The sequence below is a fragment of the Aeromicrobium sp. P5_D10 genome, from assembly GCF_054049535.1.
This window is the reverse complement of record NZ_JBFUME010000002.1, coordinates 435,976-455,023: the sequence shown is the minus strand read 5'-3', so window position 1 is coordinate 455,023 and position 19,048 is coordinate 435,976. Positions and strand designations below refer to the sequence as shown.

Here is a 19,048-nt window from a genome sequence, read left to right as displayed (position 1 = left end):
AATCAGTGGGAATCAGCTGGACTGCGGCGCATACGCGACCGCGCCCGGGATCCGCGTCGGGGTACCGTCAGCGGCCCAATCGGCGAGAATCTCGCCGAGGGCGACACCGGGGCCGAGACCACGGCCGCCGAGTCCCACGCCGATGATGATGTCGGGGTTTTCGGGGTGCGGACCCAGAACGAATCCATTGCTCGGGTGATGCGGATACAGACCACACCAGCCACCCTCGAAACCGAGTTCCAGATCGGGCAGCACCTCGGTCAGCAGACCGAAGACCCGCTCTGAGGCTTCCTCATCGAGGCGCTGCGAGTAGTTCTCGATATCGCTCTCGTCCGGGCCGAGCAGATTGCTCGAATGCATACCGGCAATCAGACGGTCGGGTCCCTCCTGACGGAAGTACAGGCCCTCGCCCATCTTCGAGCCCGGGATGAAGTCGAGCATCATCGGCAGAGGGTGATCGTTATTGCGCACCCGGAAGATGTAGGCCTCGTGACGCTCGTTGAGGACCGGGACCGCGGTGCCGGAACGATCTCCGACCTCCCGGCTCCAGGCACCTGTCGCGTTGACCAACACGTCAGCATCCAGATCGCCGGCCGACGTCACGACGCGATATTTGGCATCGCCGCTCGACGGCTCCAGACCGAGGAACTCGGTACGTGTCAAAACAGTCCCGCCGGCGTCGCGCAAGGCCTGAACCAAGGAGGCACAGAGCTCATTGCCGTCCATGTAGAACGCGTGCTCGTCCCACACCGCACCCGTCGCATCGGCGGGCGGCACGTACGGCGGGCAGATCGTCGCCAGCTCCTCGAGCGTCACGACCCGCGACTCGGCCCAGCCGAGATCGGCTTGGCGTTGTGCCGTGACCTGGAAGTTCTCGACATCGGCTTGCGTGCGGGTCAGCGTGAAGTAGCCGATACGACGCAGATTCAGCCCATAGTTCTCTTCGAGATCCTCGAGCAGCTGATAGGCACGATGCGCGATCGTCAGCCCCAATACGTCACCTTGCTGACGTGAAGCCATCCCGACCGCGAGACCCGACGAGCCCGAGCCCGGATGGTTCTTCTCCACGAGGGTGACCTCGACGTCGGGTCGCTTCGCGAGCGAAAGGGCGCAGCTGAGCCCCAGCACTCCCCCGCCCACGACCACGATCTTGCGTTGCGCTGCCATCTAGCTACCTCCTGGTTCATAGGAGTCCGACACCCATGCGGTTGCCTCGATCTCCACCAACATGCCGGGATCCACGAGGGCTGCCTGCACCATCGTCAAGGTCGGGGCGAGATGTCCGAGCATCTCACCGTGAGCTCGGCCCACACTCTGCCAATCCCCAATATCGCGTACGAAGATGCGCGTGCCGATCAGATGATCCTTGTCGGCGCCGACAGACTCGATGCTCCTTTGCACCGACTCCAGGGCGAGGACGGTCTGCCGATAGGCATCGGGCGGAAACCGTCCGTCGGCATCCACGCCGCCGCTGCCTGACACCAGCACCAGCGGGCCGACCCGGCGAACCCGGCTGAAGCCGATGACGCGATGCCAGTCGACGGGTGCCTCTTCAGCGGCGCTCACGGGGTCGCTCACTGGGTCACCTCACGCAACGCTTCGAGAATCCGCTCGGCGACGGTGTCGACGACGTCGTTGTCCATGGGTGTCGACATGCACATGCTCATGGTGCCGGGAATCATCAGCACTCCCCGTCGCTCCGCAGCCCACCAGAGCTGAACCTGCCAGTCCGACGGTGCTGCCGCGGTGTCGTGGACGATCTTGACGATCGAACCGAATCCGGTGACGTTCCAGCCGAGTCGTTCGGCGTCGTCGGAGATCGCACCCCTCAGGCGATCGCCCAGGCCGTTGAGCCTCGTGACGGCTGCTTGGTCGTAAAGCTCCATCGCGGCGATTCCGGCCCGCATCGTCACGGGATTGCCGGAGAAGGTTCCACCGTGAAAGATCGTCGATCCGTGGCGCGGATCCAAGACCGCCATCGCCTCGGGGGTGCCCAACACCGCCCCGACCGGGAAGCCGCCGCCCATGATCTTGCCGACGGCCAGAAGATCGGCCTGGACGCCGAAGTGCCCCGCCGTCATTCCGGCGAAGTCGTGGCGGAATGTCACGACCTCGTCGACGATGAGCAACGCCCCGGCCGATGTTGTGAGCTCCCGGGCACGCTGCAGGAATTCGGGGCTGACCGGTCGAGCGCCGGCGCGGCTCGGGACCAGGTCCAGAACCAATGCTGCCACTTCCTCGCCATGTGCCGCGAACGCCGCTTCCAGCGCACCGAGGTCGCCGGGTTCCACCAGCAGTGTGTCGCCTCGAACTCCGCGCGGCACCCCGTTGAGCGCCGATCCGCCGAGCGCAGGAAGGACATGGTCGGCCGAACCGTGATACGACGGCATCGGCAGCATGATCTTGTCCCGACCGGTCAGCGAGCGCGCCGCCCGGACCGCCGCCATGACGGCCTCCGTCCCGGAGTTGCAGAACCGGACCTGAGTCGCCCACGGCACTCGATCGACCAGCAGCTCGGCCAATTCGATCTCGGCGATCGTCGACATGCCGAACGAGGGACCGGCCGACAGGGCTTGTGCTGCTGCCTTCACGACGTCGGGGTGCGCATGCCCGTGGATCAAGGACGTGAAGTTGTTGTTCAGATCGATCCACCGTTGTCCGCGCTCGCCCACGACTTCATAGCCTTCGCCGTACACGGCTCTCGGCAGCAGGGGGATCATCGCCGTCAGACCGCGCGTGGTACCGCCGGGAAGGACCGCCAGCGCGCGAGCGTCGTAGGCACTGGAACTCGTTTCAGACATCGGATCGGGCATGTCACCACAGTCCCGATTTCGGCCCATCCGGGACAACTGGGCCGCAGCATGAAGATCGGCCAAACACTGTGGCTGGGCACAACCGTGGATCCGTTGACACCTGCAACCGTGTCTCGACATCCTGAGCGGACGCTCATCTCCCATCTGATTGCGAGGCACGTTTCGTGGTTTCACTGGTTCTCACCGAGGAACAGGAGTCATTCCGTCGTACTGCGCGTGACTTCCTCGACACCCATGTTGTGCCGCACCGGGCTCAATGGGATCGCGATGAACAAGTCGACGTCGGACTCGTGCCGGAGCTGGGGCGCATCGGCTTCCTCGGCATGACGATCCCTGAAGAGTACGGCGGGGTCCCGTGCGACTCGATCACCTACGCACTGGGGATGGAAGAGCTCGGCCGCGCCGACTCGGCCGTCCGCGGCATCGTCTCGGTGTCTCTGGGGCTGGTGGCCAAGTCGATCCTGTCGTTCGGCTCCGAGTCACAGAAACAGCAGTGGCTTCCCGGCCTGGCAGCAGGCGATCTGATCGGCTGCTTCGCCCTGACCGAACCCGGAACCGGCTCGGATGCCGGCAGTCTCACGATGCGCGCGGTGCAGCGCGGGGACGATTTCGTGTTGAACGGTTCGAAGATCTTCATCACGAACGGCACCTGGGCCGATCTTTGTCTGGTGTTCGCCCGCACCGGCGAACCCGGACCGCGCGGGGTGACGGCCTTCCTCGTCCCCACCTCCTCGCCCGGCTTCACCCGACGGGAGATCAAGGGGAAGCTGGGCCTTCGCGGCCAGGCGACGGCCGAGCTGAGCTTCGAGGACGTCGTCGTACCGCGCAGCGCGATGCTCGGCGAGGAGGGCCGGGGTTTCCGGATCGCGATGTCGGCATTGGGCAAGGGCCGGATCTCGGTCGGCGCCGGTTGCGTCGGCATCATCCAGGGCTGTCTGGATGCGGCTTCTGCCTACAGCACCGAACGCACCCAGTTCGGCCGCCAGCTCGCCTCATTCCAGCTGGTTGCCGCGATGATCGCCGACATGGCGGTCGACCTCGACGCTGCCCGCCTCCTGGTGTGGCGGGCAGCAGATCTGCTCGAACGTGGCGAGGACTTCACGTCGGCGGCGTCCACGGCCAAGTATTTCGCGAGCGAGGCCGCCCTCAGAGCCGCCAATGCCGCGATACAGGTGTTCGGCGGATACGGGTACGTCGATGAGTTCCCGGTGCAGAAGTACATGCGCGATGCCCGCGTCATGACCCTGTACGAGGGCACGAGCCAAATCCAACAGCTGCTGATCGCTCGCGCGGTCACCGGCGTCAACGCATTCGTCTGAGCGGCCCACTCATGAATCCTTCACACATGCACCTGAGCCGGCTGCCCGAGCAGACGCTCGAGCGACTCGGCGATCATGAGTCCCTGGTGTTCGAGGGCCGATCGTTCCGATTTCACGATCAGCTCGACCGGAGTGCGCGCATCGCAACGCTCCTGACAGAGCTCGGGGTGACCCGCGGCGACCGGGTGCTGATCGTGGCCCAGAACCGGCCCGAGATCAGCTGGTTCTACCTCGCTGCCTGGCGCATCGGAGCGATCATCACTCCGCTCGTGGTCATGTCGTCGGTGCGCGATCTGGTGCGGGTCATGGAATCGAGTGAGCCGGCCGTCGTCGTGACCGAAGCCGGGGCGCTGTCGAATGTGCAGCTCGCGGTAGGACGCACCCGGCAGCCGCCCCGAGTCGTCACCTTGGATCTCGATCTGCAGACCGAGGGCGTGCACAATCTCTCGACCGTCGACGACATGCCGCTTTGTCCCGTGGCCGATGGTGTGCGTGACGACGATATCGCTGCCTTGCTTTTCACCGGCGGGACGACGGGGCGGTCCAAGGGCGTCTTGTTGACCCATCGCAATCTCTGGTCGGCCGGCCGGAGCCGGATGCAGATCTGGGCCGACTCCCACGTCAACCGTTCTTTGATGCCATTGCCGATGTCGCACGCATTCGGCCTCCTGATGACCGTGGCCGACTGGCACTGGGAAGAGCCTCGCTTGCGCGTCCTCATGCGCCGATTCTCCGCGGCAGATGCACTCCGTCTCGTCGACGAACAGCGGGTCGACGAGCTCTGCCTGGTCCCGGCGGCGGTGGAGTCATTGGTCGCCGAGTCGCAGGAGGACGTCGACATCTCGACCCTGCGGTTCGCGGTGTGCGGGTCTGCGCCGCTACCCGACAAGACCCGGCAGGCCTTCCAAAGGGCGTTCCCGGACGTCGAGCTGCGCATGGGCTACGGGCTCAGCGAGTCATCGGCGCTCGTGACGGGAACCCGGCTCGGAGAAGGCGTGCCTGGCTCGGTCGGCCGGGCCGTCCCCGATTGCGAGTTGCGTATCGTCGACGCCGACGATGCCGTGCAGCCACCGGGAGAGCGTGGCGAGATCGTCTGCCGTTCACCGTTCGTGATGCAGGGCTACTGGCGTGATGAAGAAGGCGCGACGACCTCAGCTGTCCGTGACGGGTGGCTGCACACCGGCGACATCGGCTACCTCGACAAGGCCGGCAATCTGTTCATCGTCGGCAGGAGCAAGGACGTCATCATCCGAGGCGGCTTCAACATCTATCCCGCAGACATCGAGTCGGCGTTGCTCGAACATCCCACGATCGAGGCGGCGGTCGTCGTCGGCGAACCACACGACACGCTGGGCGAGGAAGTCGTCGCATTCGTGACGACGTCGAGTGACAACCTCGTGGCCGAGGATGTCGTGGCATACGCCCGCGATCACATCGGCGGGTACAAATACCCTCGACGGGCCAGGGTCGTCGACGAGTTCCCGCGCACCCCGCTGGGAAAGATCGACCGAGTCGCTCTGCGGCAGCAGCTGGCCACTGGATAAGGTACCCGCATGATCCGACAGCGGCTGGCCCGCGGCACGACCCGCCTGATCGGCTACCGCATGGTCGGCGAGGTCCCCGAGAGCGGAATCCTGGTCGGTGCCCCCCACACCTCCAACTGGGACTTCTTCACGATGCTGTTGGTCATGTGGAATGACGGCGCGCATCCACGGGTGTTGGTCAAGAAGCAGTTATTCAAAGGGCCGCTCGGCTGGATCCTGCGGCTCTTCGGTGGGGTGCCTCTCGACCGCGACAACGCCAGCAGGGTCGTCACCGAGCTGGCCTCCGAGGCCAAGAACGGTGAGCCGTTCCGGCTGATTCTCGCCGCGGAGGGCACCCGCTCGAAGGGTGAGTACTGGAAGTCGGGCTTCCTGCGCCTGTCGAGGGAGACCGGCCTGCCGATCACCTTGGCCTTCTTCGACCCGCCGACCAAGACCATGGGATTCGGGCCGACGTTCCACGCCTCCGAGGACGTCACCGCCGATATGGACATCGTGCGAGCGTTCTTCGCCGACAAGCACGGAATCCGACCCAAGAACGCGACTCCGCCACGGCTGCGCGAAGAACTCCCACCGCAGTCGTGAACCTCAGCCCGATGCGAAGATGTCAGAGCCCCATCCGACGCCATTGCCACCGGCCCGCTTGACCCGGTACATCGACTGATCTGCTGCCGCGAGCAGACTCGCACCGTTTTCGGCGCCGTCTCCGGAGAATCCGGCCACTCCGATGCTGACCGTGACGTCGAGCTCGGCATCGGCCATGACCGGCGATGCCGCGACCATGGCACACATTGCCTCGGCGGTGGCCCGAGCCGCGTCCGCCGAACTCCGACGCAGCAGCAGGACGAACTCGTCACCGCCGAACCGCGCGATCATCTCATTGGCCCGGATGAAACCCGCGACCCGATCGACAACTTCGCGCAAGATGACATCGCCCGCGAGGTGGCCGTGCTGATCGTTGATGGTCTTGAACCTGTCGATGTCGAGCATCAGGACCTGGAGGCCGTTTCCGTCTTTGCGGCTCGACGCCACGGCCGCTTCGAGGACACTCTCGAACGCGATCCGGTTGGATGCCGCCGTGAGAGGATCGTGGCGCATCAGGACCGCGAGGTTCTCGCTGCCGGTGCGCTGATCCCCGCGGCGACGACGGAGCATGCGATAGTCGCCGGCCGGATCATTTTGCCGATAGACCAGTGAATCGATGTCGCGGAGCGTGACGGCCCACCCCAGGAGATCCTCACGGTGGGTCACGCGGGTCGACCGCACGATCATGTCGATGTGCCCACCGGATCGGTTGAGTGTCACCAAAGAATCATGCTGCTCGTTGAGTTGGAAGTCTTCGCCGAGGACATCAGCGATCGACCGTGGGCTGCCGACCCAACCGAACAGCTTGCGCGCCTGGTGGTTCGCATCGACCACCTGGCCGTCGTTGTCGACCACGATCATCGGATCAGCCAGCTGATCTGCCACTAAGGAGCGGCCGAGCTGGACCTGTGTGCCCCAGCCCAGCCGGAACTGCGCGAGATAGGCCGTGGCGAGCCCGAGCAGCGCCAGGAACGGCGTCATACCGTACTGGCCGATCTCGTTGGCGATGATCGCCGCGATCAGCACTGGGATTCCGGCACACCGACGCTTCGTCACTCGGTCGAAGGCGTCCCATCGGCTGACCAGGACCAACATCGCACCGATCGCGAGCAGGAAGCAGAACGCCGTGTGCAGCACGAACAAGCTCCCAGGGACGACCTCCCCGTCCTCGATGGATCCGGTCCACCCCTTGATGCGTGGTAGCGCCGAAGACATCAGCACGACCGTCACTTCGACGGCGACCACGATGCCCAGCACCCGCAGGATCGCCGAAGAACTCCTCGCGCCGATCTTCAGGCAGAGCCCGAAGAAACTGCCGCACACCACCGAGACGGAGGCGAGTATCAGTCCGGTGACCAGGCGGTACGCCTCGATCCCGGCCGAGTCGGCCGCGACGGGGTCCGGCATGATGATCTGCGCGGTCATCAACGCCGCGAACCAGACGCCCAGCGCGGTCAACGCGGTGCCGAGCAGCTTGCCGCCTGAATCACGCCGATGCAGGATCCAGGTCAGCGCGGCAAGGGCGAAGGCCGCGACAGAGCCGACTGCTTCGGCAATCAGCACGGCTGTCTCTCCCTGAACGTATTGCGACCCGGATCCGGACCAAGCCTAAGCACGAACTGACCGCCCGAGGCCAGAACGGCAAAATTTTTCACTGTGATCCTGGCGACTACCGCGCGGCGGTTCTTCAGATCAGGACGACGCCGGTGGGATCAGCGTGTCGATGACCGTGCGGGTCCACTCCAGCAGCTCGCGCCCGACCAAGGGTTTGCCACCCACCGGAGCGGTCTTGGGTCGCGGAACCAGCACGATCTCGGCGGCGACCTTGTAGGTGCTGCGTGGGTAGATCCTTTGCAGACGCATCTGCGCGGAGTCTGGCAGCACCATCGGAGCGAACCGGATATTCGACCCGGCCGCCGTGACCTCGGTGAGCCCTGCCTCTCGCACGCGTACGCGCAGGCGCGCCACGTCGAGCAGGACGTCCACCGTCTCCGACGGCTCGCCATAGCGGTCGACCAACTCGGCGCGGATCTCGTCGACATCGGCAAGTGCCCGGACGTCGGCGAGTCTCTTGTAGATCTCGAGTCGGAGTCGCTCGCTGCCCACGTAGTCGTGCGGCAGATGTGCCTCGATCGGCAACTCGATCTTGACTTCCCGCTCAGGCTCGGCGTCGCCGCGGAACTCCGCGACTGCCTCGCCCACGAGCCGCACATACAGATCGAAGCCGACGTCGGCGATGTGGCCGGACTGTTCGCCACCCAGCAGGTTGCCGGCTCCGCGGATCTCGAGGTCCTTCATCGCCACGGCCATGCCGCCACCGAGCTCGGAATGCTGCGCGATCGTCGCGAGCCGGTCGTGCGCGGTCTCGCTCAGCGGCTTCTCCGGCGGGTACAGGAAGTAGGCGTAGGCGCGTTCGCGCGAGCGGCCCACCCGGCCTCGTAGCTGATGCAGCTGCGACAGACCGAGGGTGTCGGCGCGCTCGATGATCATGGTGTTGGCATTCGACACGTCGAGACCCGACTCGACGATCGTGGTGCAGACCAGCACGTCGTAGCGCTTCTCCCAGAAGTCGACCATGACCTCTTCGAGCTGGTGCTCGCCCATCTGGCCGTGCGCGGCAGCAACTCGCGCCTCGGGTACGAGTTCCTTGATGCGGGCGACGGCCTTGTCGATGCTCTGCACCCGGTTGTGGATGTAGAACGCCTGCCCCTCACGCAGCAGTTCACGGCGGATCGCCGCGATGACCTGCCGGTCCTCATATGCGCCGACGAACGACAGCACGGGATGCCGTTCTTCCGGCGGGGTCGCGATCGTCGACATCTCCCGGATGCCGGTGATCGCCATCTCCAGCGTGCGCGGGATGGGCGTCGCCGACATCGACAAGACGTCGACGGCGGCGCGCAGCATCTTCATGGCCTCTTTGTGCTCGACGCCGAACCGCTGTTCCTCGTCGACGATGACAAGTCCCAGGTCCTTGATGCGCACACCTGGCTGCAACAGCCGGTGCGTGCCGATGACCATGTCGATCGAGCCGTCGGCGAGGCCCGCGAGAGTCTCCTTCGACTCCTTCTCGCTCTGGAACCGCGACAGCGGTTTCATGGTGACCGGAAACTGCCCGAAGCGTTCGGCGAACGTCGCATAGTGCTGCTGCACCAGCAGCGTCGTCGGCACCAGCAAGATGACCTGCTTGCCGTCCTGGATCGCCTTGAACGCCGCACGCACCGCGATCTCGGTCTTGCCGTAGCCCACATCGCCGCAGACCAGACGGTCCATCGGCACAGTGCGCTCCATATCGCGCTTGACCTCGTCGATCGTGATCATCTGATCTGGCGTCTCGACGTGCGCGAACGCATCCTCGAGCTCGGCCTGCCACGGGGTGTCGGGGCCGAAGGCATGGCCCTTGGTGGCCTGTCGTGCGGCATAGAGCTTGATCAGCTCTCCGGCGATCTGCTTGACCGCCTTGCGGGCCTTGTTCTTGCGGTTGGTCCAGTCGGCGCCGCCGAGCCGGTCGAGTGAGGGCGACTCACCGCCGACGTAGCGACTGATCTGGTCGAGCTGGTCCATCGGGACGAACAGCCGATCGGGCGGATGGCCTCGCTTGGACGCCCCGTATTCCATGACCAGATATTCGCGCGCGGCGCCTTGCACGACCCGCTGCATCAGTTCGACGTAACGGCCGACGCCGTGCTGCTCGTGCACGACGAAGTCGCCGGGCTTGAGTTCGAGCGGGTCGACCTGCTTACGCCGACGGGCCGGCATCTTGCGTTCGGTGCGGTCGGCGGCCCGCTGACCCACGAGATCGTCATAGGTCATGACGGCCAAGGCCAGCGGCTCGGAGACGAATCCGTGCGCCAGCTCGCCGAGGCTGACCTGCACGACCCGTCTCGACGGGCCGGTCACCTCGTCGTCAAGGGTCGCGGCGACGCCGTTGTCGGCCAACCATTCGACGGTCCGCTGCGCCTGGCCGTGACCGGGAGCCACGAAGACAACACGCATATCGGCTTCGGTCCACCGGACGATATCGGCCAATGCCGCGCTCATGTCGCCGCGGTAGGCCGCCGCGGCCTCGATGTCGATGACCCGAGTGCCTTCCTCGGGGTCGAGGCCGAACGGCGATTGGCTGAACCAACTGTGGCCGAGGGCCAGTACTTCGAGACGCGCATCTTCGAGTGTGTGGAAGGCCGCAGAGCCCAGATCGATCGGTGAATCGCCTCCGCTTGCGGCTGCGGCCCACGATGCCTGCAAGAACTCCTCGCTCGTCGCCACGAGGTCGGCCGAGCGTGCCTTGATCCGTTCAGGATCCATCAGCAGGATCGCCGATTCGGCAGGCAACAGCGAGGCGAGGGACTCCATCTCGTCAACCAGCGCCGGAGCCAATGACTCCATGCCCTCGACCGCATGCCCCTCGGACAGCTTGGTGAAAATCTCGGCCAACGACGGGTGAGCCACCGCCAGCTCGGCTGCCCGGGCCCGCACCTCGTCGGTCAGCAGCAACTCGCGACATGGTGGCGCCCAGACCTGGTCGACCTCTTCGAGTGTGCGCTGATCCGCCACCGCGAACCGTCGGATCTCATCGACCTCTTCGCCGAAGAACTCGATACGGAGCGGATGCTCCTCGGTCGGCGGGAAGACGTCGATGATGCCGCCACGAACCGCGAATTCACCGCGACGCTCCACCAAATCGACGCGCGAGTAGGCCGCTGCGGCCAGGTCGCTGACAACCTGGTCGAGCTCGATCTCATCGCCTTTGTGCAGCTCGACGGGTACCAGGTCCGCCAGGCCCTTGACCTGCGGCTGCAGCAGAGAGCGGATCGGGGCGACGATGACTCGCAACGGGCCCGATGCGGTACCGGCAGCGGTCGGGTGCACGAGCCTGCGCAACACCGCAAGACGCCGTCCGACGGTGTCGGATCGAGGCGAGAGCCGCTCGTGCGGCAGCGTCTCCCACGCCGGATAGTAGGCGACGTCGTCGGGACCGACGAGTTCACCGAGTTGAACTGTCAGCTCCTCGGCTTCGCGCGCCGTCGCCGTCACCGCGACGACGGTCGACTGCTGGGCGAGCGCATACGTCAGGAAGGGACGCACCGGCTCAGGTGCCTGGACCGCCAGGGTCTTGACGCCGCTGGCGCGGTCGGCGAGCACCTCGGAAACGGTCGGCTCAGTGGCTACGAGAGTCGCAAGAGGCATCAGTGTCATGTCCCAGGCAATCTACCGTTCAACGACAATCTGACGAACACCCGTGCCACGATGGCAGCGTGAGCAATGTGCTGCCATCGGACCCCGGTCACGGGTTCATCGCGAGCGTGGTGATCCCGGCCCACAACGAGGAGCGCGGCATCGCGCGCAATCTCACGGCCCTGCTCGACGGCTCCCACGCCCTCGACATCATCGTGGTGACCAATGGCTGCACCGACCGGACCGCGGAGGTGGCCCGCGGCTTCGCCGACTCCGTCCGCGTCATCGAGCTTCCCGAGCCGTCCAAGACGGCCGCCGTCCGGGCCGGCAATGCGGCCAGTGACGTGTTCCCGCGCGTCCACCTGGACGCCGACGTCACCTTGTCCGGGTCGGATCTGCTCCGCCTGCTCGAGCCCCTCGCCCGTCCGGGAATACTTGCCACCGCACCCCGTCGGGTGATTCCCCGCGACGGCTGCAGCCTGCTCGTGCGCTGGTACTACGACGTGTGGGAGCAACTCCCGCAGGTCAGGGACGGCCTCTTCGGCCGGGGTGCGTTCGCCCTGAGCCGGGAAGCGCAAGAACGCGTGAACGCCCTGCCGAACGTCATGAGCGACGATCTGGCTGTCTCGGATTCCTTCAGCGCTGCCGAACGTGTGGTGGTCGACACCGCCACGGTGACCGTGCGGCCCCCTCGCACGGTCAATGACCTACTACGCCGACGGATCCGGGTCGCTGCCGGCAATGCGCAGGCGGGACAGCTGGGCATACGCCGTCAGGACTCGGTGACGACAAAGGCGACGTTGCTGCAGTTGGCGAGACAGCGCCCCTCCCTCATTCCCCGCCTGGGCGTCTTCATCTTCATCACCGCAATCGCCCGGTTCCGGGCCCGTCGATACATCGCGGCAGGAGATTTCACGACCTGGCAGCGGGATGAGTCCTCACGCGGCTGAAACGCTTCGCCGCTCAGCTCACCGAGTCGGGCACCGCGCTGGCGGGATTCGCGACAAGCCAGTCCGCGACCCGATCCTCTCGCAGCGCGGTCCACAGCTCCTCGTTGGCCTGCCAGTCGAGGTAGACCACGCTCTGCGAACCCTCCATGCCGGTGCCGTCGAGCGGCACCGTGAGGTACTCGATACCCGCCGATCGCAGATGACGCAGCGACAGCAGCAGGCTCCGCATGCTCCCGACCGACCACTGGCTGTCGACCGACAGATTCTCCGTCAGCAGATCGAGGATCTTGTACGCCGTCCGGGGCTTCTTGATCAGTTCTTGGCTCAACGTCTCATCGAGCAAGGTGCGCAGGAAGTACTGCTGTCGATGGATCCGGTCGAAGTCACCGCCCGGCAGGCCCGCACGTTGTCCCACGTAGTCGAGCGCCTCATCGCCGTTCATCCGATGCCGACCAGCCGTCCAGGTGATGTCCCGATATCGGTCGTGCACCGTGGCCGGCACGTCCAGAGTCACTCCTCCGAATGCGTCGGTCAACGCCCGGAAGCCATCCCAGTCGATCACCGCGAGGTGGTCGATCCGGATGTCGGTGACCGCTTCGATCGTGCGCACCGCGAGGGCCGGGCCCCCGTGCGAGAACGCTGCATTGATTTTGGCCGGCCCCTGTCCGGGGATGTTGACCCAGGAATCGCGAGGGATCGAGATGACAGAGGCCCCACGACGGTCACTGTCGATGTGAAGGATCATGATCGCGTCGGAACGCTGGGCACCAGGGACCCACGCGGGGGCCGACGCATTCGTGCCGGTGGTGGCTTGGTCTGAACGGCGATCGGTGCCGAGCAGCAGGATGTTGACCGCATTCGCGGCCTCTCCCGGGGGCTTGGCCGGACGGTCCGGCAGACCTACGAACACGTCGTCGATGCGGTTGATCTGGCTCGTCAATCGGTGCTGGAAGTACAAAGCCGCGCCGACAAGAGTCAGCACCATGACCAGGATGCAGGACAGGACCGAAACCAGGAAGGTTCGCACCGGATGCCGTTTTCGACTGGGCTCCTGGCCCACCTTCATGAGCACGGTCACGCCTCAGTCCGTCGCTGATTCCACGAGCAGCCCGTCGCGAACGATGTACGTCTCGCCGGTTCGGGGACACCGGTACATCTGCCCGTCGAGCTCGTCGAGCTGCACGCCGGCGCGACCGACCCACCCGACCCGGCGGGCCGGAACACCCACCACCAGGGCGAAATCGGGGACGTCCTTGGTGACGACCGAGCCGGCAGCGATCATGGCCCAGCGGCCGATCGTGATCGGCGCGACACACACCGCACGTGCACCGACCGAGGCACCCTCACAGATCACCACGCCGACGACATCCCAGTCCTGCGCGTCCTTGAGCTCTCCGGCCGGCGTCACGGCTCGTGGGAAGAGGTCATTGGTGAGTACTGCGGCAGGGCCGATGAAGACGCCATCGGCCAGAACCGCCGGCTCGTAGACGAGGGCGTGGTTCTGGATCTTGCAACGGTCTCCCAGCGTGACCCCGGGCCCGATGTACGCACCCCGACCGATGACACATTGCGCACCGATCCGTGCTTCTTCGCGCACCTGTGCAAGGTGCCAGACCTGTGTGTCCTCGCCCACCACGGCACGTTCGTCGACGTCTGCACTGTCGACAATCCGCCCAGATCGCAGGTCACTCATATTTGCCTCATAGGCAAATACTCCTCGCGATCGTGAAAGCAACGTCAAATCTGGAGCCGGTCCAAAGATTGGTTCGGCAAACACCTGTCGCCGACGCCGAAGTGTGGCGATTCTGGCAGAAGCCACATCGATCCATGAGGCAATCGACTTAGCCGTGGATCCAGTTCACTGACCAAGATCCGAGGCCGCCATGTCGAACAACAAGCCCGTGAGCCGAGTACCGGCACGAAGCCTTGCGGTGTTCGTCTGCACGCTGCTGCTCGCCGGACTGTTGACTGCGCTCACGACCACATCGTCGTCTGCGGCCATCGATCCCTGCGGCGCCTCCGGCAACAAGATCTCGTGCGAGAACAGCAAGCCGGGATCGCCTCCGAGCGAATGGGACATCGAGGGTGCCGGCGACGAGGACATCCAGGGCTACGCCACCGACATCAGCGTCAACGTCGGAAGCCGAGTCGACTTCAAGATCGACACCAGCGCCTCGGCCTACTCCGTGACGATCTACCGGACCGGCTACTACGGCGGCGCCGGGGCTCGCAAGATCACGACCGTCACGCCGTCGGCGACGCTCCCTCAGCGCCAACCCCAATGCATCACCGATGTCAGCACCGAGCTGTACGACTGCGGCAACTGGGGCGTCTCGGCGTCCTGGAACGTTCCGAGCTCGGCGGTCTCCGGGGTCTACATCGCCAGGCTGCGTCGTGCCGACACCGGCGGCGTCAGCCACATCACGTTCATCGTCCGCGACGACTCCAGTACCTCGGCCATCGTCGCGCAGACCTCGGATCCGACCTGGCAGGCCTACAACGTCTACGGCGGATCGAACTTCTATCGCGGTGCAGGCAATGGTCGTGCCTACAAATTGAGCTACAACCGGCCGTTCGCAACCCGCGACGGCACCGAGGCCCGTGACTTCTACTTCAGCGCCGAGTACCCCCTCGTCCGGTTCATGGAGAAGAACGGGTACGACGTCAGCTATATCGCCGGAGTCGACTCCGACCGCAACGGCGCCCTGCTCAAGAACCACAAGACGTTCGTGTCGATGGGACACGACGAGTACTGGAGCAAGGCCCAGCGCGCGAATGTCGAGGCGGCCCGCGACGCCGGGGTCAACCTGATGTTCCTCAGCGGCAACGAGGTCTATTGGAAGACCCGCTACGAAACCTCCAGCGATGCGGGCCACACCGCCTACCGCACCCTGACGTCGTACAAGGAGACCTGGGCCAACGACAAGATCGACCCGTCCGCCGAATGGACCGGCACGTGGCGCGATCCCCGCTACGCGCCCAAGGACAAGGGCGGCGGCGTGCCTGAGAACGGGCTGACCGGAACCATGTACATGTCCAATGACACCGACCTACCCGTGACTGTCAGCGCTGCCGAAGGAAAGCTCCGGCTGTGGCGCAACTCCGGACTCCAGTCGATGGCGGCCGGCACGAAGACCGCGCTGGCACCGCACACCGTGGGATATGAGTCCAACGAGGATCTCGACAACGGGTCCAGACCTGCTGGCCTGGTTCGGCTTTCCACGACGACCGGACCCGCACCGCAGTATTTGCAGGACTACGGCAGCACCGTCGCGCCGGGCACGACGACCCACCACGTGACGATGTACCGCGCGGCGAGCGGCGCACTGGTCTTCTCGGCCGGATCGATCCAGTGGACCTGGGGTCTGGACGCGACCCACGACGGGAACGGTGCGCCCGCGGACCGCCGCATGCAGCAGGCTCAGGTCAACCTGTTCGCGGACATGGGCGCACAACCCACGACGCTCGACGCCACACTGACCGCTGCGACCAAGTCGACTGACACGACCAAGCCGACCGCGGGTATCTCCACACCGGCAGCAAGCGCATCGATCGCGAACGGCACCCGGGTCACGGCAACTGGCACGGCCGCCGACATCGGCGGTGTCGTCGCCGGCGTCGAGGTGTCGACCGATGAGGGCCAAACGTGGCACCCCGCGACCGGAACGACGTCGTGGACGTACTCATACATCCAGCACGGCAGTGCAAGCACGACTCTGCGTGCTCGTGCAATCGACGACAGTGCCAATATCGGGACGGCGACTAGTAGGCCTTTGACCGTGACCTGCTCCTGCACCGTGTTCGGGGTCGAGGTGCCGGCCAATCCTGCCGCCAACGACCCCGACCCTGTCGAGCTCGGACTGCGATTCTCGCCCACGATCGACGGATTCATCTCCGGCGCGCGGTTCTACAAGGGCACCGGCAACACCGGCACACACACGGGCTCGCTGTGGAGCGCCGCCGGACAGCGGCTGGCGACAGTCACGTTCACGAACGAGACCGCAACCGGCTGGCAGCAGGCCAACTTCTCATCGGCCGTGGCTGTCACGAAGGGCGTCGACTACGTCATCTCGTACACCGCGCCCAACGGACGCTATGCGGCTGCCGCGAATGCCTTCACCGCGCAGGGGCTTGATGCGCGGCCCTTCTCCGTTGCCGGTGGATTCGGTGCCACTCCGGCCGGGGTGTACGGCAATGCGGGACAGTTCCCGAACCTGTCGTACCAGAACAGCAACTACTACGTGGACGCGATGTTCACGTCCACGGATACCTCGCCATTGACCGTCGTGACGCAATGGCCACTCGCGGATTCGACCAGCGTCCCCACGACGACGAAGGTCACCGCAACGTTCTCCAAACCCGTGACGGCCTCCACCGCGACTCTGTCGCTCAAGGACGCCAATGGAGTAGCCGTGGCCGGCAGCACCGCCTACGACGCAACCAGTCGTACCGTGACGTTCACGCCGTCATCGGCACTGGGCGGCTTCGTCAAGTACTCCGCGACGGCCGGTGGCGTAGATGCTCAGGGCAATCCGGTCACGACCGGGAAGACATGGTCGTTCACCACGGCCAAGCCGACTCCGGCACCCGGAGTCTGCCCGTGCGGCCTGTTCAATGACTCGACCGTCCCCACGGTCTTGGAGGCCGCCGATCCCGCACCGGTCACACTCGGGGTCCGGTTCGCCTCCGACAGCGCAGGCACGATCTCCGGCGTCAAGTTCTACAAGGGACCCAATAACACCGGAGCACATACCGGGACCCTGTGGAGCAGCACCGGAACCAAGCTCGCAGAGGGCACCTTCGCCGCTGAGTCCAGCAGCGGCTGGCAGACACTGACATTCAGCCAACCGGTCGCGATCGCCAAGGACACCGAGTACATCGCCTCGTATCGGGCACCTGCCGGGAAATACTCCGTGACCCCGGACGCTCTGGGTTCGGCTGTCGCGGGCTCGCCGCTGCGCACCCCGGCCAACGGCGGCTCATACACGTACGGAACCGGCTTCCCGGACGCCAGGACATCGGCCTCCTACCTCGTCGACGTCGTGTTCGAACGTCCCGCCGCACAGATCGCGATCGCCGCACAGGACCCGCCCTCCGGCGCCGTCGATGTCGCCCGGTCCACCGATGTCAGCGTGTGGTTCACCGAGACGATCCGGCCGGGTGCCACCCTGGCGGTCAAACAGGGCACGACCACCGTCGCCGGCACCACGACGCTCAGCGCGGATGCGAAAAGGCTGACCTTCAAACCTTCGTCGGCGCTGCCGTCCGACACCGTCATCACGGTCACGCTCGCCGGCGTCACCTCGACGGACGGCGCAGCACTGAGTCCCACGTCCTGGACCTTCAGAACGGCCGCCACCAGCGGGGCCGCGCCCCAGTCGCTGTTCAGCGATCAGGTCCCGGCCACCGCGGCTGCCAACGAAGGTTCGGCGGTAGAGCTCGGCACGGTGTTCACACCGGCCAAGGACGGAAAGATCACCTCGATCCGCTTCTACAAGGGCACCGGCAACAACGGAACCCACGTCGGCCGGATCTGGAGTTCAACCGGTCAGCAACTGGGTTCGGTCACGTTCACAGGCGAAACCCCAACCGGTTGGCAGACCGCCAACCTCGCCCAGCCCGTGACCGTCACGGCCGGAACCACGTATCTCGTCTCGTACCTCGCCCCGCAGGGACACTATTCGTACACCTCGGGCCTGTTCACCAACTCGTTGACGAATGGCGACTTGACCGGTCCTGCAGGCAAGAACGGCCGCTACCTGTATGGCGCCAGCGGCGGATTCCCGCTCTACGACTGGGGTTCCACGAGCTACTTCGTGGACGTGTCGTTCATCGCCGATCAGCCGAAGATCACCATGACCGGGCAGAGCCCGTCCCCGGGAGCGACCGACGTCGTCAGGTCGTCCAAGATCACCGCAACGCTGTCTGCGCCTGTCGCCGCCGGTTACTCCCTGACCGTGCGACAAGGTTCAGCCAGCGTTGCGGGTACCACCTCACTGTCGAGCGACAAGACCCAGGTGACGTTCCAGCCCACGAGCCCGTTGCCCGCCGACTCCGATATCACGGTCACACTCAGCGGCGTCGTGTCGACCGACGGCGCCGTCCTGGCGACGCAGACCTGGACGTTCCACACCGAGGCGACCAGTTCGACCGCATATTCGCTCTTCGACGATCTGATTCCGACGATCCCGTCGATCAGCGACAGCAGCGCAGTCGAGCTCGGGACTGCTTTCACCCCGTCGGTCGCAGGCACTGTCACCGGCATCAGGTTCTACAAGGGCAGTGGGAACACCGGGACCCACGTCGGCAATCTGTGGTCGGCCGGCGGCACCAAGCTCGCGACCGTCACGTTCACCGGCGAGAGCGCCAGCGGTTGGCAGACCGCCTCGCTGTCGACGCCTGTTGCCGTGACCGCAGGTACGACGTATGTCGTCTCCTACTTCGCACCGGTAGGTCGCTACTCGGGCACTCCTGCCTTCTTCAACACGACCTACACCGCTGGGCCGCTCTCGGCCCGGGCCGGCAATAACGGCCTCTACTTCTACGGCCCCTCCGGCGGGTTCCCAACCGGGTCGTACAACTCGACCAACTACTTCGTCGATGTGGTGTTCCGAGGCGCGTCATGACCCCGCCCTGACGGCACAGCGCTGAGCTGCAAGTCGATA

The 19,048-nt window shown here is 65.5% G+C and carries 12 protein-coding genes; 5 read left to right on the top strand and 7 right to left on the bottom strand.

What is annotated here, in order from left to right:
* Nucleotides 1–12: 12 nt before the first annotated feature.
* The 3 genes from ACXJKC_RS03815 to ACXJKC_RS03805 are packed head-to-tail and all read right to left on the bottom strand — an operon-like array spanning nt 13 to nt 2,801.
* On the bottom strand, nt 13–1,167 hold the full coding sequence (locus ACXJKC_RS03815) for an NAD(P)/FAD-dependent oxidoreductase (protein WP_456695344.1): 1,155 nt from the start codon (nt 1,165–1,167) through the stop codon (nt 13–15).
* Nucleotides 1,168–1,578, bottom strand: a complete 411-nt coding sequence (locus ACXJKC_RS03810) for a Rid family hydrolase (RefSeq protein ID WP_456695343.1) — start codon at nt 1,576–1,578, stop codon at nt 1,168–1,170.
* Complete coding sequence (locus ACXJKC_RS03805; RefSeq protein WP_456695342.1) at nt 1,575–2,801, bottom strand: aspartate aminotransferase family protein; 1,227 nt, start codon at nt 2,799–2,801, stop codon at nt 1,575–1,577. Before ACXJKC_RS03805 ends, ACXJKC_RS03810 begins: the two co-directional genes overlap by 4 nt.
* Nucleotides 2,802–2,977: 176 nt before the next feature.
* On the opposite strand from ACXJKC_RS03805, the gene ACXJKC_RS03800 reads away from it, so the two are divergent.
* From ACXJKC_RS03800 to ACXJKC_RS03790, 3 genes are read left to right on the top strand one after another with little or no spacing between them, the layout of a single operon-like run.
* Complete coding sequence (locus ACXJKC_RS03800; protein ID WP_456695341.1) at nt 2,978–4,132, top strand: acyl-CoA dehydrogenase family protein; 1,155 nt, start codon at nt 2,978–2,980, stop codon at nt 4,130–4,132.
* 11 nt (nt 4,133–4,143) lie between these two features.
* Nucleotides 4,144–5,676, top strand: a complete 1,533-nt coding sequence (locus ACXJKC_RS03795; protein WP_456695340.1) for a class I adenylate-forming enzyme family protein — start codon at nt 4,144–4,146, stop codon at nt 5,674–5,676.
* A 9-nt stretch (nt 5,677–5,685) separates the two neighbouring features.
* Nucleotides 5,686–6,258 (top strand): 1-acyl-sn-glycerol-3-phosphate acyltransferase, encoded by a 573-nt coding sequence (locus ACXJKC_RS03790; RefSeq protein ID WP_456695339.1) that lies wholly within the window; start codon nt 5,686–5,688, stop codon nt 6,256–6,258.
* A gap of 3 nt (nt 6,259–6,261) precedes the next feature.
* Here the strand turns inward: ACXJKC_RS03790 and ACXJKC_RS03785 are convergent, their stop codons facing one another.
* Together ACXJKC_RS03785 and mfd are read right to left on the bottom strand one after the other, a co-directional pair.
* Complete coding sequence (locus ACXJKC_RS03785; protein WP_456695338.1) at nt 6,262–7,821, bottom strand: diguanylate cyclase; 1,560 nt, start codon at nt 7,819–7,821, stop codon at nt 6,262–6,264.
* A gap of 129 nt (nt 7,822–7,950) precedes the next feature.
* Nucleotides 7,951–11,454, bottom strand: coding sequence for a transcription-repair coupling factor (gene mfd / locus ACXJKC_RS03780; RefSeq protein ID WP_456695337.1), 3,504 nt, complete (start codon nt 11,452–11,454; stop codon nt 7,951–7,953).
* 59 nt (nt 11,455–11,513) lie between these two features.
* On the opposite strand from mfd, the gene ACXJKC_RS03775 reads away from it, so the two are divergent.
* Complete coding sequence (locus ACXJKC_RS03775) at nt 11,514–12,383, top strand: glycosyltransferase (protein WP_456695336.1); 870 nt, start codon at nt 11,514–11,516, stop codon at nt 12,381–12,383.
* 13 nt (nt 12,384–12,396) lie between these two features.
* Here the strand turns inward: ACXJKC_RS03775 and ACXJKC_RS03770 are convergent, their stop codons facing one another.
* Entirely contained in the window at nt 12,397–13,461 is a 1,065-nt protein-coding gene (locus ACXJKC_RS03770; RefSeq protein WP_456695335.1) for an LCP family protein, read from the bottom strand.
* Nucleotides 13,462–13,464: 3 nt separating this feature from the next.
* Nucleotides 13,465–14,067: an acyltransferase gene (locus tag ACXJKC_RS03765; RefSeq protein WP_456695595.1), complete on the bottom strand. Its 603-nt coding sequence runs from the start codon at nt 14,065–14,067 to the stop codon at nt 13,465–13,467.
* Between the two features lie 199 nt (nt 14,068–14,266).
* Here ACXJKC_RS03765 and ACXJKC_RS03760 point away from each other — a divergent pair, with 199 nt between their 5' ends.
* Nucleotides 14,267–19,009 (top strand): DUF4082 domain-containing protein, encoded by a 4,743-nt coding sequence (locus ACXJKC_RS03760; protein ID WP_456695334.1) that lies wholly within the window; start codon nt 14,267–14,269, stop codon nt 19,007–19,009.
* Nucleotides 19,010–19,048 lie beyond the last annotated feature (39 nt).

What these genes read in the sequence shown, in the direction of transcription:
- ACXJKC_RS03815 (WP_456695344.1), bottom strand. Translation starts at nt 1,167, where the DNA reads ATGGCAGCGCAACGCAAGATCGTGGTCGTGGGCGGGGGAGTGCTGGGG.
- ACXJKC_RS03805 (WP_456695342.1), bottom strand. Translation starts at nt 2,801, where the DNA reads ATGTCTGAAACGAGTTCCAGTGCCTACGACGCTCGCGCGCTGGCGGTC.
- ACXJKC_RS03795 (WP_456695340.1), top strand. Translation starts at nt 4,144, where the DNA reads ATGAATCCTTCACACATGCACCTGAGCCGGCTGCCCGAGCAGACGCTC.
- ACXJKC_RS03790 (WP_456695339.1), top strand. Translation starts at nt 5,686, where the DNA reads ATGATCCGACAGCGGCTGGCCCGCGGCACGACCCGCCTGATCGGCTAC.
- mfd (WP_456695337.1), bottom strand. Translation starts at nt 11,454, where the DNA reads ATGACACTGATGCCTCTTGCGACTCTCGTAGCCACTGAGCCGACCGTT.
- ACXJKC_RS03760 (WP_456695334.1), top strand. Translation starts at nt 14,267, where the DNA reads ATGTCGAACAACAAGCCCGTGAGCCGAGTACCGGCACGAAGCCTTGCG.